This window comes from Pokkaliibacter sp. CJK22405, assembly GCF_046614695.1.
In the GTDB taxonomy this organism is placed as follows: Bacteria; Pseudomonadota; Gammaproteobacteria; order Pseudomonadales; family Balneatricaceae; genus Pokkaliibacter.
This window is the reverse complement of sequence record NZ_JBKKHQ010000001.1, coordinates 155,395-169,357: the sequence shown is the minus strand read 5'-3', so window position 1 is coordinate 169,357 and position 13,963 is coordinate 155,395. Positions and strand designations below refer to the sequence as shown.

Genomic DNA, 13,963 nt, shown 5'->3' with positions numbered 1-13,963 from the left:
ATCATTGAGCCTCGTCAAAAGTAGACTCAATTACACCGCCACCGAGACAGACATCATTCAGATAAAAGACTACAGACTGGCCAGGCGTTACCGCACGCTGAGGTTCATCAAAAATAACTTTGTAACCAGCGTCGGTTCTAAGCAGGGTACAAGCCTGATCAGGTTGACGATAGCGCGTTTTGGCATAACAACGAGTTTCTGAGGCAGGGCCTTCGCCATCAACCCAATAAATATGACTAGCTATTAACCCTTTTGAGAAAAGAAGCGGATGCTCCTTACCCTGAGTTACAACCAATACATTTCGCTCAAGATCTTTAACTGCCACATACCATGGCGCATCACCAAACTCTTTAAGACCGCCAATACCCAAACCCTGGCGCTGCCCAAGAGTGTGATACATTAACCCCTGATGCTCACCTATTACCTGGCCTTCGGGCGTCTCAATATTACCTGGCTGGGCTGGAAGATACTGTTTAAGGAAATCCTTGAAACGACGCTCCCCGATAAAACAAATGCCAGTACTGTCTTTCTTGTCGGCAGTGACCAGATCATGTTGTTCAGCCAGTTTTCTGACCTCGGGCTTTGGCAGCTCGCCTACCGGAAACAGCGTCATAGCCAGCTCTTTTTCACCCACCGCATGCAGGAAATAGCTTTGGTCCTTATTGGGATCATTGCCTTTCAATAGCTGGGTACGGCCATCTACTTCAATCTTACGTACATAGTGACCGGTAGCGATGAGACCGGCCCCAAGATGCTTGGCATAATCCAGAAACGCTTTAAATTTAATTTCACGATTACAAAGAATATCGGGATTGGGCGTTCTACCAGCGCGATACTCTTCGAGAAAGTGCTCAAAGACGTTATCCCAATACTCTGCAGCAAAGTTAGCCTTATGCAGCACAATACCCAGCTTGTCGCATACAGCCTGCGCATCCGCCAGATCTGTCATGGCCGTACAGTAGTCGGTACCGTCATCTTCTTCCCAATTTTTCATAAAAAGGCCTTCAACTTGATAGCCTTGCTGAATAAGAAGAAGAGCAGATACGGAAGAGTCAACTCCACCGGACATGCCAACGATTACTTTGGTATCTGCTGGGTTCATCTGGACTGTTGCTTTCTCGAAAAATAGAGGTTGGTGAAATCAGGTTGCTGCTGACAACGTAGGGTCTTCATGCAATAAATCCAAGCTGAAGCGCTTACCGGCACGATAGTCGTTAATCGCATCGCCAACGAGACGGGATCGCCAAGTATCAGGATCAGCCAGAAGCTCATCAGGACTCAACCATGAGGCGCGTATAATATCCGGATCAAGCGCCGAGGTCACTTGTCGCACCGGACGTCCAGCAAAACAGAAACGGCAAAAGTGTGCGCCCGGCTCAGGCTGAAAAGTGTACACGCCAATCAAATAGTCAATCTCAACAAGCCATCCACTTTCTTCGAGAGTCTCACGGACGGCTGCATCAACTAACTGTTCACCGACTTCGACGTGCCCGGCCGGCTGATTCCATACCAGAGTTTGATTGCTTGCGCGCTCCTGAACCATTAGCAGCTTTCCTCGCTGCTCCACTACGGTAGCGACGGTGAGATGAATTGTCATGAGTACTCCTTGAGCTGCGCTTATGGCCGGAGGCAGGGCTTATTCCTTGAGGAAAAATCTCGACGATTTGCGTTGATGAAAGCTCAATAAGCTGTGATTCACCAGAGTTCAGGTGATGAATAGACCAGGGACCGATGGCCTCACGCACCAGACGTAATGTCGGAAAGCCAACTGCTGCGGTCATCCGTCGCACCTGCCGATTTCTACCTTCGGTAATAGTGAGTCGTATCCAGCTTGTGGGAATGTTGGCCCTGAACCTTACCGGTGGATTACGCTCCCAAAGATCTGGCGGCTCAATCCTTTCAGCTATCGCGGGTAACGTAAGGCCATCCTTGAGAATGACACCTCCAGAAAGCGTCTTAACTGCTTCCTCAGTAATCTCTCCATCAACCTGGACCAGATAAGTTTTCGGAAGTTTGAACGCAGGCGATGCAATCAGGTTTTGTAGAGGGCCATCAGAGGTCAGCAGCATTAAACCCTCAGAGTCATAATCCAGCCTACCGGCAGCGTAAACCCCCTTGATATTGATGAAGTCACTCAACGTGGCTCTGCCCTGATCATCAGTGAACTGACTCATCACCTGAAAGGGCTTATTGAAGAGTAAAACAGAAGGCATTGGCGATATTCGTGAGTGATCCACAAAGAGTGCCACACCCATCAAGCAATGTTGCACCAGAAGGAAAAGAGGATAACACTTAAGTGAAGTTCACTCGAACAAGTGATTAGATTTAGTAGTTACAAAGGCTGGATAAGTAGAAGGGCAGGCGTTTTAAAACAGGTGTAATTAAGGAAAGAGCTGACCGCACTTGAAAACAGAGCGGCCAGACTACAGCTTAAGGCTTAGTGAGTTTCAATACTCTTAACAGACTCAAGCATCGGTCGGATATTAACTGCGTGCGTCCCTTTAGGACCTGGTTGAGTTTCGAACTGTACACGCTGACCAGCTTTAAGAGTTTTGTAACCCTCAATCTGGATAGCTGAGTAATGAACAAACAAGTCTTCGTCAGTTCCGTCTTCGGCAAGAATGAATCCGTAGCCTTTGGCGTTATTGAACCACTTGACTTTCCCTGAATACATAACTTCGCCTCCTCGTCACACTAGCTCTGGTAACTAAATCAATACCAAATTTGGACAGTTAATAAATATTCCTGTAACAGCAAGAAATGACAGGAAACTTATGTAAGTTTTGTTAAGTTGAGTGTGGCACATTTTTCCATGGCCTGCCAGCATTGAAGTCATCGCGATTTGTATCCACTAAATAGTGTGGAGGCGCAGGCTGGCCGGGGATATCATTCAGAGGGAAGACGAGATGGAGACAATTTGAAACATGAGTATATGGCTCTCAGCGGATCATGATCATGATGATGCGATGGATCATGGCCTCGCAGTTCAGCCGGCCAAACCTAAGCTTAAGGAACCTCCTAAGTATCAGGTTGTAATGTTGAACGATGACTATACGCCGATGGATTTTGTGGTCCATGTCTTGCAATATTTCTTTAGCATGGACGAAGAGAGTGCGACTCAGGTCATGCTCGCGGTACATCAGAAAGGTAAGGGTATTTGCGGCATTTTCCCTAAGGATCTTGCTGAAACTCGAGCACAACAGGTGAACCAGTATGCACGCCAGAGCCAGCACCCCTTGATGTGCGAAGTTGAGCGGGTCGGGTAAATACCTGGAGAAGGGCAAAGCTATGTTGAACAGAGATCTAGAGTTCTCCCTGGGATTGGCTTATCGCGTAGCACGTGAAAAACGCCATGAATTTATGACGGTGGAGCATCTACTACTTGCTTTGCTGGACAACAAGGACGCCGTTGAAGTCCTCAAAGCCTGTGGCGCTAATTTTGAGAATCTACGTAAGGGTTTAGCGGAATTCGTCGATGCTACTACCCCACTTATTCCTGATACCGATCCTGAACGTGAAACTCAGCCAACGCTTGGCTTTCAGCGCGTAATCCAACGCGCAGTGTTTCATGTCCAGTCTTCTGGTAAAAAAGAAGTTACTGGTGCCAATGTACTGGTTGCGATCTTTAGCGAGCAGGAAAGTCAGGCCGTTTACATTCTTCACCAGCAGGGTATCGAGCGCCTCGACGTCGTGAACTTTATCTCTCATGGCATCTCCAAAGTGACTGAGGACCATGACTTCGAAGCCGAGGCAGAACAGGAAGAGCGCACTGAGTCAACGAATGAGGCGACTGCAAATCCGCTCACCAGCTATGCCACCAATCTGAATGAAGTTGCACTGAAAGGGCGCATTGATCCGTTGGTTGGTCGTTCTTCTGAAGTAGAGCGCGTTGTTCAGATTCTTTGCCGCCGTCGCAAGAACAATCCATTACTTGTTGGCGAGGCTGGGGTCGGTAAAACGGCAATTGCTGAAGGTTTGGCAAAACTTATTGTTGAAGGACAGGTTCCTGACGTTATCAAGCAAAGTGTGATTTACAGCCTGGATTTAGGCTCTTTGCTTGCGGGCACCAAGTACCGCGGTGATTTTGAAAAACGCCTCAAAGGACTGCTTGCTCAGCTCAAAAAGCAGAAGCATGCGGTACTCTTTATTGACGAAATCCATACCATCATTGGTGCAGGCGCAGCCTCTGGCGGGGCTATGGATGCCTCCAATTTATTGAAACCTTTGCTGAGTTCTGGAGAGTTGCGCTGTATTGGCTCAACAACGTTCCAGGAGTTCAGAGGTATCTTTGAAAAGGATCGCGCTTTGGCTCGTCGTTTCCAGAAAGTGGATGTGCTTGAACCCAGCGCCGATGACACCTACCAGATCCTTCTGGGCTTGAAGTCACGCTTTGAAGAACATCACGAAGTCACTTACACCGATGCCGGACTCCGCGCAGCATCTGATATGGCCGCGCGTTATATCACTGATAAGCACATGCCCGATAAAGCCATCGATGTGGTCGACGAAGCCGGAGCCTTCCAAAGACTGGCGAAAGAAGATGAGCGCAAAACAGTTATCGATGTAGAAGAAATTGAAGCTGTTGTCGCGAAGATCGCAAGAATTCCACCTAAGAGCGTGTCGGCATCAGATAAAGATTTGCTGCGTAAGCTCGAAGACAATCTCAAGATGGTTGTATTTGGCCAAGATCAGGCGATCAGTAGCCTTAGCTCTTCAATCAAACTTTCACGCGCTGGTCTTAAATCACCCAACAAGCCAGTCGGATGCTTTTTGCTAGCAGGCCCCACCGGGGTTGGTAAAACTGAGGTAACCGCCCAGCTTGCAAAAATGCTGGGGATTGAGCTGGTTCGCTTTGATATGTCCGAGTACATGGAACAGCACACCGTGTCACGGCTCATTGGCGCACCTCCTGGCTACGTAGGGTTTGATCAGGGTGGGTTGCTGACAGAAGCCATCACTAAGAGTCCCCACTGTGTACTTCTGCTGGATGAAATTGAGAAGGCGCATCCGGATGTCTATAACCTGCTTTTGCAGGTGATGGATAATGGCACATTGACAGACAACAATGGTCGCTCAGCAGACTTCCGTCACGTCATTCTTATTATGACAACCAATGCTGGTGCTGAAGTCCTCAGTAAACGCTCCATTGGCTTCTCAACTCAGGACAATAGCACTGACGGCATGGAAGTTATCCGTCGGACCTTTACGCCTGAGTTCCGCAACCGTCTGGATAGTATTGTGCAATTCCAGCCACTGGACACAGAAGTTATTAAACACGTCGTCGATAAGTTCCTGGTCGATCTGCAGACGCAGCTGGACGAGAAGCAAGTCACTATTGAAGTGGATGATGACGCTCGCGCCTGGCTGGCTAAGCACGGCTATGACGACAAGATGGGAGCTCGACCCATGGCTCGACTCATTCAGGACAAAATGAAACGTCCTCTGGCAGAAGACATTCTATTTGGCAAGCTGAGTGAGAAGGGCGGTAAGGTAGAAGTGTCAGTAGAGAATGATGAACTGAAACTCGAGGTGGAAGCAGCCTAAGGGCTGCTCCCCTGAGTCCTCGCTGCCGGGATCAGCGGGAGCGGTAGACGATGCGACCTTTAGTCAGGTCGTAAGGAGTCATCTCCACCTTAACTTTGTCACCCGTCAGGATGCGGATGTAATTCTTACGCATTTTACCGGAGATGTGAGCAGTCACAACGTGGCCGTTCTCAAGCTCAACACGAAACATGGTGTTAGGGAGGGTGTCGACAACGACGCCTTCCATTTCAATCGAATCTTCTTTGGCCATTCAGCCTTCCTCGTTAAATTTTGAAACGGGTTTTATCTGGCGGGCATTATTGTGCCCTAAGGATGATCAAGTGGCAAAGAATGAATCAGCCACCCTCACATAATTATGTGTTTTTGCACCATTTTTTTGAGATTTCAAGGCTAACGGGCAATACGGGGCTAATTGCAGAGCACCCATTGTCCATTGATAAGAAGCTGTAGCGGACGATACTCAAGCTTATAACTCATCTTTCGACAGTCTTTAATCCAGTAGCCAAGGTAGATGAACGAGTAAAAATGCTGCTTCGCATACGCGATTTGCCAAAGCACTGCGTACACACCCAGACTGTTCTTGTTATCAGGGTCGTAAAATGTGTAGACGGCCGACAAGCCGCTATCGAGGAAGTCGACAACCGCAATGGCGACTAACTGATCGCCATCACGAAACTCAACAAAGCGGGTATCTTCACGCCCCTCAACCAAAAAGCTGATGTATTGAGCCTCTGAAGGAGGGTACATATCACCATCAGCGTGCTTACCCTCAATGTATTTCACATAGAGGGCATAGTGCTCTTCATTAAACGCTGGTAGCACAATGGAGGCACGCAAGTGGTCATTTTTTCTTGCGATGCGGCGTTGACGTTTATCGGGAGTAAAACTTTCGACAGGGACTCTGACCGATATACAAGCGCTGCACTGTTCACAATGAGGCCGGTACAGGTGCTTGCCGCTTCGACGAAACCCCAGGTCTGAAAGCAAGCCATAACCGGTATGGTCTATATCAATATCCGGATCGACAAAAAGAGTTTTTGCGGTCTGGCCCGGAAGATAGCTGCAGTTATGTTCCGGGGTTGCATAAAAACGCAGCTTTTCTATCTGCATGTCTGCTCCCGACGCATTAACGGCTGGTGCGAGATCCCTTTGATGGCATCTCTTAGATAATTAGTCTCGCTCTGAGTCGTTTTCAACCGGCGTTCAAAGACGTTTCTTAGGACGCGACGACCCCCCATGCTGACCATGTGCGGGGTTTCCATCTGGCAGTCAATCATGTCACACCCCAGTTCATTGAGCTTTTGACACCACAAAGCAAAAGCGACTTTAGAAGCGTTGGGCATAAGCGAAAACATAGACTCACCGAAGAAAACCCGACCAACCGCGAGGCCATAGAGACCACCTACCAGCTGCCCATCATGCCAGACATCGACCGAGTGCGCCCAGCCAACCTGATGCATGGCGATATAGGCTGCTTGCATTTCTGGTTGAATCCAGGTGCCATCCTGACCGGGCCGAGGAACATCAGCGCAAAAACTAATAACATCCTCAAATGCCTGATTGATGGTGATATCAAAAGGTGTTTTATTGATGGCCTTACGGAGTGAACGGTTAATATTCAGTTCATCCGGATAAATCACAAACCGTGGGGCAGGGCTCCACCAGAGTATCGGCGACCCTTCGCTGTACCACGGGAAAATTCCACGCTGATACGCGGCAAGCAAACGTGTACTCGAAAGATCTCCACCAACAGCCAGCAATCCATCAGGATCTCTAAGCGCCTGGCTCGTCGGCGGAAAGTTATTTGTTTCATCTAGCCAGTGCAGCATGGATATTCGTCCAAGGGTTTTGGTTATAATACAGACCTCGTAGCGTGTCTTAAATAAAGGGCTGATTTTGCAAGCGAAAAAGATCCAACCCCGCAGTCGGGATCGCTTTATTGAATCTATTGTTCACCTCTTGAAAGACGGCTTTTTACTTGCCGTTATCGGTATTGGTGCCTTCGTTATGTTAACCCTGCTGACTTACAATCCGGGCGATGCCGGTTGGAGTCATCTCGGTTGGCACAGTGACATTCGTAATGCCGCTGGCGCCTGGGGTGCCTGGCTTGCCGATTTGCTGTTTTCTCTCTTTGGGGTCAGCGCCCTGATGCTACCTGTCCTGTTATGCCTCAAAGTCTACTGGGCGCTCAAGGTCTGGTACAAACCTAGCTGGTATACCTTAGGCATTTTGGCGATTCGTCTCATTGGCCTGTGTTGTCTGGTTATCTCAACCTCCATTCTTGCCAGCATTCACATGGATCCAAAAACGCTGGGTTATACCTATACCGCAGGCGGTTTGATTGGTCAGAATCTGGCACCTTTAATCCTTCAGGCGCTAAAAGTGCAGGGTGGCTCTATAGTCATGACCTGCGTTTTTCTGATTGGACTCTCTCTCTTTACAAACCTCTCGCTACTTCAGATTGCTGAGTGGATTGGCAAGCAGCTGTGCTGGGGCGCTGAGCAAATGGCTGCGATTTCAGAGCGTCGCAAGGAAAAGAAAGCGCAGCGTTATGAAGATGCTCTGCCCGGTGTTTCCGTTGAAGGAAAGCAGGTTCGCGTTGAGCCTGAATTTGCAGACTTTTTATCCCAGGCGAGAAATAAGCAACAACAAGAATCAGCAACCACGAAGGGACCGGTCAACTCAGCGGCTACACAACCCGAAGCGATAGAAACGATTGATGATGTTTTTACGCCCTTGCATGACGCTGAGTTACCAGAAGAAAGGACATCCCAGCCGGTTTCGCAGTCACGCGAAATGGATCAGCAATTAGATGCACTTGCGGATGAGCAAGCTAACTACATTGATGTTACGGCAACTCAGTCTCAGTGGGATCAAAGTGACGCTTTTGAAAGCGATGACTCAGAACAACCGTCACCCGATTTCACCAGCTGGTATGCAGAAAGCGCCCCTCAAAATGATGCGGAAGTTCCGGTTCTCGACAATATCGTCCCTCATCATGAGCCAGCACCATGGGACGAGACCATTGATACCGCCCAGTTTGTAGAGCAGGGCAGGGGAGAAGAGCAGGCTGAGCCAAGAGCTGTTCCGACACCTCAGGGTAGCGCTCCGTTAAAGCCGGGAATTGCAGTCCAGCCGCTGGGGCGTCAGTCTCTACCTGAAGACGATGAGCCAGCGAAGCGACCCGCACCTCTTACACCCACAGTCGCTTTATCAGCATTACCGCCGATCGAAGTACTCGACGTACCCGATGAAAACAAAGGGCCTGGCTATTCCGCAGAAAAGCTGCAGGAACTGAGCGCTTTACTTGAAGCAAAGCTTCTCGACTTTGGTGTTAAAGCTGAAGTGGTCGCCGTTAATCCTGGCCCGGTAATTACCCGATTTGAAGTGCAGCCAGCTCCAGGCGTTAAAGCCAGCAAGATCACCAATCTTTCACGAGACCTTGCACGCTCAATGGCGGTCATGAGTGTTCGTGTGGTTGAGGTCATCCCCGGTAAGTCGGTTATCGGTCTTGAAATTCCGAATGAACGTCGCGCCACAGTGCGCCTGCGTGAAGTTCTGCAATCTGATGTGTACCAGGGAACAAAATCCCCTCTACCGCTGGCGTTAGGCCACGATATTGGCGGTTTCCCTGTGGTTGCCAACCTTTCCAAAATGCCACACCTTCTGGTTGCGGGTACAACGGGCTCAGGTAAATCAGTGGGCGTCAATGCCATGATTCTGAGCCTGCTGTTCAAGTGCACACCGGAACAGGTGCGTATGATCATGGTCGACCCAAAAATGCTCGAGCTGTCGATTTATGATGGCATTCCGCATCTTTTGACACCGGTAATCACCGACATGAAAGAGGCTGCCGGAGCTCTTCGCTGGTGTGTTGGCGAGATGGAGCGCCGCTACCAGTTAATGGCGGCAGCGGGGGTTCGTAACCTTGATGGTTTTAACCGCAAGATTGCCGAAGCGGCGGCGCGCGGTGAACCCATGACGGATCCTTTATGGAAGAAAGAAGAGTCGTTTGAAGACTTTGCACCTGAGCTTGAGCCCTTGCCCTATATCGTCGTCATCATCGACGAGTTTGCCGACATGATGATGATGGTCGGCAAAAAGGTTGAAGAGCTGATCGCTCGTATTGCTCAGAAAGCACGAGCTGCGGGAATTCATCTGATTCTTGCAACACAGCGACCATCGGTTGATGTCATCACAGGTTTGATCAAAGCTAACGTTCCAACGCGTATCGCCTTTCAGGTTTCCTCAAAAATTGATTCCAGAACCATTCTGGATCAGGGGGGCGCAGAGAGCCTCCTTGGAAATGGTGACATGCTCTATATGCCGGTTGGCAGTAATCTGCCTTCTCGTGTGCATGGCGCCTTTGTAGATGATGATGAAGTCCATCGTGTCGTTGAGGAATGGAAACAACGTGGCACCCCTGAATACATCGACGAGATTCTTGAAACACCTATTGACGGTGCAGGCTCTGCTGATACAGGCGGTAACTACGAAGAGGAATCGGACCCGTTATATGATGAAGCGGTTGCCTTCGTCCTTGAAAGTGGTCGTGCGTCCATCTCCTCAGTGCAACGTAAACTGAAGATTGGGTATAACCGCGCGGCACGAATGGTTGAAGCAATGGAGTCTGCCGGACTGGTCAGTGCGCCCAACAATAATGGTGCGCGTGAAATTCTGGCACCGAATGCCGGTCGAAACTAATCATCTTGGAAATCAAAGCATCGCTATGAAAAAACGGCTGTTAACACTGGGTACTGCTTTGCTGCTGGGCTTCACCAGTCTGGTTGCCAATGCTGAAGAAAGTGCCGTAGAGGCTTTCCATCGTATTCTGAGTCAGCACAACACCTGGACGGCTGACTTCCAACAAGTGGTTGTCGACGCCAATGGTCGCCCTCTGCAACAGACCACGGGCTCCATTGATTTACAAAAACCTGATCTTTTCCGCTGGGAGACTGATGAGCCTTACGCTCAACTGCTGGTCTCCGATGGCAAGTTTGTCTGGCTGTATGACAAAGATCTTGAGCAGGTTACCAAGCAACCGCTGGATCGTCGCGCCACGGCGACACCCGCATTGTTGCTGAGTAATGATGTCAAAGCGATTGAGAAGTCCTTTGATGTGCAAGGGCGTACTGATGGGAATGGACTCTGGTTCTTCCAGCTAAAACCCAAGGATAAAGAAAGCCTTTTCACAGAACTTCGCATGAGCTTCAAGGATTCTTCTTTGCAGGAGATGAGCTTCTCCGACTCCCTGTCACAGCAAACGCGTATCACCTTCCGTAACATGGAAGAGGATGTGATGCTGCCCTCTAATCTTTTTAAATTCACTCCGCCTGAAGGCGTTGATCTTATCGAGCAAAACTAATGGCGGACGATCTGTTCGCCAACACTGATGCTCAGGATCAGCCACTTGCCAGCCGCATGCGTCCCCGGACGCTTGCGGATTATGTGGGCCAGAAACACTTGCTCGGCCCAGGAAAGCCCCTCAAACGTGCACTTGATCAGGGCCGCCTTCATTCAATGATTCTCTGGGGGCCACCGGGCGTAGGTAAAACCACGCTTGCCCGGCTGGTTGCTGAAAATGCCAGTGCCTATTTCGTTACACTCTCGGCAGTACTGGCCGGAGTGAAAGAAATTCGCGACGTTGTTGAAATGGCCAAACAACGTCAGAGCATGGGTACCAAGACACTCCTGTTTGTCGACGAAGTCCATCGCTTTAATAAATCGCAGCAGGATGCCTTTCTGCCTCACGTTGAGGATGGGTTACTGGTCTTTGTGGGAGCCACTACAGAGAACCCCTCCTTTGCGCTCAATAATGCTTTGCTCTCACGAGCCCGCACCTATCTGCTGAAATCTCTCACCGAAGAAGACTTGCTGGGCATGATAGAGCAGGCGCTCACAGAGCCCCGCGGCCTGGCTCACCTGAATCTTCAGCTTTCTCCAGAGCAAAAACGCAAAATTGCCCGCGCCGCTGATGGGGATGGAAGAACCTCACTGAATCTTTTGGAACTTATTTCCGATGTTGCTCTCCAACAGGGTGACAAGCTGATCGTCAATGATGCGGATCTTGACGATATTCTTATCCAGGGCAGCCGCCGCTTTGACCGGCAGGGCGATCTTTACTACGACCAGATTTCTGCTTTCCACAAATCTGTTCGTGGATCGTCCCCCGATGGCGCCTTGTATTGGTACGCACGCATGCTGGATGGTGGTGGCGATCCGCTTTATGTGGCTCGCCGCTTGCTGGCCATCGCGTCTGAAGACATTGGCAATGCTGACCCGCGTGCACTGGAAATTACTCTTAACGCCTGGGATATTTTTCAGCGGGTTGGCCCCGCAGAAGGAGAGCGAGCCATTGCCCAAGCTGCGGTTTACTGTGCCTGCGCGCCCAAAAGTAATGCGGTGTACACCGCCTGGAAAGCCGCCCAGGAAGCCGTCGCGCGCGAAGGCAGTCTGGAAGCGCCGGTGCATTTGCGTAATGCGCCGACAGAATTGATGGCCAGTCTGGGTTATGGTGCAGAATATCGCTACGCGCATGATGAGCCCGAAGCCTATGCAGCAGGTGAGATCTATCTTCCTGAAGCTCTGGCTCATGAGCGCTTTTATCATCCGCAGCCACGGGGTCTGGAACGTAAGATCAGCGAAAAACTCGACTATCTTCGTGGGTTGGATGAAGCCAGCCCAAACAAGCGCTATGAATCTTAATCTCTAAAGGAATGCCCGACCCATGCAAATGATGTTGTTTATCGCATTGGGAGGCGCAGTAGGAGCCATCTCCCGCTACAGCCTCACTCTTTGGCTCGCCCCATTGTTCAAACCCGGGATTCCATGGGCGACCTTTATCATCAATGTGATAGGCTCATTTTTGATTGGTGTTATCTATATTCTTATTTCTGAAAAGGGCATACTCCCTGTTTCCGCTCGCCCATTACTGATCACCGGCTTTTTGGGTGCTCTGACGACATATTCTTCTTTTGCGCTGGAAAGTGTGGCGCTTTTTGAGCGTGAACTGCCCTTGCAGGCGTTGCTTTATATGATGAGCAGCGTGTTTTGTACGGTGATCGCCGCCGCCTTAGGCATTTGGCTGATGCGCCTTATTTTTAATTCACTCTGAAAGAACAGACCTGACCATGCTTGATCCCAAACTCCTTCGCAACGAAATCGAAGAAGTCGCTCAACTGCTCAAGAAAAAGGGTTTTGAACTGGACGTGAATGCGTTCAACACCCTGGAAGCAGAGCGCAAGGAAGTCCAGATCACGACCGAGCGTTTACAGAATGAGCGCAACTCGCGGTCCAAAGAGATCGGCAAAGCAAAAGCCTCGGGGCAGGATATCGCACCTTTGCTGGCTGATGTTGGCCGTCTTGGTGAAGAACTGGACGCCGCCAAGTCTCAGCTGCAAGTGGTTCAGCAGAAGCTGGACGATTTCCTGCTGGCTGTTCCAAACCTGCCCGATGCGTCTGTTCCTCAGGGCCTGTCAGAAGACGATAACGTTGAAGTGCGTCGTTGGGGTACTCCAACACAGCTCGATTACGAACCTCGCGATCATGTCGATATTGGTGAGAAGCTGGGGCTGGACTTCGGCATGGCAGCCAAACTGACCGGCGCGCGCTTTTCGACGATCAAAGGTCCTCTGGCCCGAATGCACCGTGCGCTGATTCAGTTCATGCTGAACACTCACAGTGAAGAGCATGGCTACCAGGAAACTTATGTTCCTTACATGGTCAACTCTGACAGTCTGTACGGCACCGGTCAGCTGCCCAAGTTTGCTGAGGACCTTTTCCGTTTGGAAGGGGATCAGGGCTATTACCTGATTCCAACGGCAGAAGTCCCACTCACAAACTTTGCACGTGATGAGATTCTGCCTGCCGCAGACTTGCCTGTCCGTCTAACCGCTCACACCCCTTGCTTCCGAAGTGAAGCCGGTGCCTACGGTAAAGACACTCGCGGCATGATTCGTCAGCACCAGTTTGAGAAAGTGGAAATGGTGCAGATGGTCGAGCCTGGACGCTCTTTTGATGCACTGGAAGAAATGACCGGTCATGCCGAGCGTATTCTCCAGCTTCTGGGTTTGCCATACCGTGTGATCGTTCTTTGTGGCGGCGACATGACGTTCGGCGCAGCCAAGACTTATGACATCGAGGTGTGGCTGCCAGCTCAGGATAAATACCGCGAGATTTCCTCCTGCTCCAACATGACTGACTTCCAGGCACGTCGCATGCAGGCGCGCTGGCGCAACCCGGAAACCGGCAAGCCCGAGCTTCTGCATACGCTGAATGGTTCAGGTCTTGCGGTTGGCCGTACTCTGGTCGCGATTCTTGAAAACTATCAGCAGAATGATGGCAGTGTCATTATTCCTGAGGTTCTGCGTCCTTATATGGGTGGTCTGGAAGTTCTGACTCCCGCCTGATTTAGCGCTGC

The 13,963-nt window shown here is 50.2% G+C and carries 13 protein-coding genes and 1 pseudogene; 7 read left to right on the top strand and 7 right to left on the bottom strand.

Annotated elements, in window-relative coordinates:
* Position 1: 1 nt before the first annotated feature.
* The 4 genes and pseudogenes from mnmA to ACKC9G_RS00805 form a co-directional block, all read right to left on the bottom strand.
* Positions 2-1,105: pseudogene (gene mnmA, locus ACKC9G_RS00820) on the bottom strand (tRNA 2-thiouridine(34) synthase MnmA); the annotation flags it as partial.
* Between the two features lie 36 nt (positions 1,106-1,141).
* The gene (locus ACKC9G_RS00815) at positions 1,142-1,543 is read right to left on the bottom strand and encodes an NUDIX domain-containing protein (RefSeq protein ID WP_411402971.1); all 402 of its coding nucleotides are present in this window, start codon (positions 1,541-1,543) and stop codon (positions 1,142-1,144) included.
* Positions 1,473-2,213: a pseudouridine synthase gene (locus ACKC9G_RS00810; RefSeq protein ID WP_411402969.1), complete on the bottom strand. Its 741-nt coding sequence runs from the start codon at positions 2,211-2,213 to the stop codon at positions 1,473-1,475. Before ACKC9G_RS00810 ends, ACKC9G_RS00815 begins: the two co-directional genes overlap by 71 nt.
* A 224-nt stretch (positions 2,214-2,437) precedes the next feature.
* Positions 2,438-2,674 carry a cold shock domain-containing protein gene (locus ACKC9G_RS00805; protein WP_411402967.1) on the bottom strand — a complete coding sequence of 79 codons (237 nt, stop codon included), beginning with the start codon at positions 2,672-2,674 and terminating at the stop codon, positions 2,438-2,440.
* Between the two features lie 250 nt (positions 2,675-2,924).
* Here ACKC9G_RS00805 and clpS point away from each other — a divergent pair, with 250 nt between their 5' ends.
* Together clpS and clpA are read left to right on the top strand one after the other, a co-directional pair.
* Complete coding sequence (gene clpS, locus ACKC9G_RS00800) at positions 2,925-3,266, top strand: ATP-dependent Clp protease adapter ClpS (RefSeq protein WP_411402965.1); 342 nt, start codon at positions 2,925-2,927, stop codon at positions 3,264-3,266.
* Between the two features lie 22 nt (positions 3,267-3,288).
* Positions 3,289-5,544 (top strand): ATP-dependent Clp protease ATP-binding subunit ClpA, encoded by a 2,256-nt coding sequence (gene clpA, locus ACKC9G_RS00795; RefSeq protein WP_411402963.1) that lies wholly within the window; start codon positions 3,289-3,291, stop codon positions 5,542-5,544.
* 31 nt (positions 5,545-5,575) lie between these two features.
* Here the strand turns inward: clpA and infA are convergent, their stop codons facing one another.
* The 3 genes from infA to aat form a co-directional block, all read right to left on the bottom strand.
* Positions 5,576-5,794, bottom strand: a complete 219-nt coding sequence (gene infA, locus ACKC9G_RS00790; protein WP_411402961.1) for a translation initiation factor IF-1 — start codon at positions 5,792-5,794, stop codon at positions 5,576-5,578.
* 158 nt (positions 5,795-5,952) lie between these two features.
* Complete coding sequence (locus tag ACKC9G_RS00785; RefSeq protein ID WP_411402959.1) at positions 5,953-6,654, bottom strand: arginyltransferase; 702 nt, start codon at positions 6,652-6,654, stop codon at positions 5,953-5,955.
* The gene (gene aat / locus ACKC9G_RS00780) at positions 6,645-7,373 is read right to left on the bottom strand and encodes a leucyl/phenylalanyl-tRNA--protein transferase (RefSeq protein ID WP_411402957.1); all 729 of its coding nucleotides are present in this window, start codon (positions 7,371-7,373) and stop codon (positions 6,645-6,647) included. The genes ACKC9G_RS00785 and aat overlap by 10 nt, the downstream gene beginning before the upstream one ends.
* Before the next feature lie 67 nt (positions 7,374-7,440).
* Between aat and ACKC9G_RS00775 the strand changes: the two genes are divergently transcribed.
* The 5 genes from ACKC9G_RS00775 to serS are packed head-to-tail and all read left to right on the top strand — an operon-like array spanning position 7,441 to position 13,952.
* Positions 7,441-10,248 carry a DNA translocase FtsK gene (locus ACKC9G_RS00775; protein WP_411402955.1) on the top strand — a complete coding sequence of 936 codons (2,808 nt, stop codon included), beginning with the start codon at positions 7,441-7,443 and terminating at the stop codon, positions 10,246-10,248.
* 25 nt (positions 10,249-10,273) lie between these two features.
* Positions 10,274-10,909 carry an outer membrane lipoprotein chaperone LolA gene (gene lolA, locus ACKC9G_RS00770; protein WP_411402954.1) on the top strand — a complete coding sequence of 212 codons (636 nt, stop codon included), beginning with the start codon at positions 10,274-10,276 and terminating at the stop codon, positions 10,907-10,909.
* On the top strand, positions 10,909-12,249 hold the full coding sequence (locus tag ACKC9G_RS00765; protein WP_411402952.1) for a replication-associated recombination protein A: 1,341 nt from the start codon (positions 10,909-10,911) through the stop codon (positions 12,247-12,249). The genes lolA and ACKC9G_RS00765 overlap by 1 nt, the downstream gene beginning before the upstream one ends.
* Positions 12,250-12,271: 22 nt before the next feature.
* Complete coding sequence (crcB, locus tag ACKC9G_RS00760) at positions 12,272-12,658, top strand: fluoride efflux transporter CrcB (protein WP_411402950.1); 387 nt, start codon at positions 12,272-12,274, stop codon at positions 12,656-12,658.
* 16 nt (positions 12,659-12,674) lie between these two features.
* Entirely contained in the window at positions 12,675-13,952 is a 1,278-nt protein-coding gene (gene serS, locus ACKC9G_RS00755) for a serine--tRNA ligase (protein ID WP_411402948.1), read from the top strand.
* Positions 13,953-13,963 lie beyond the last annotated feature (11 nt).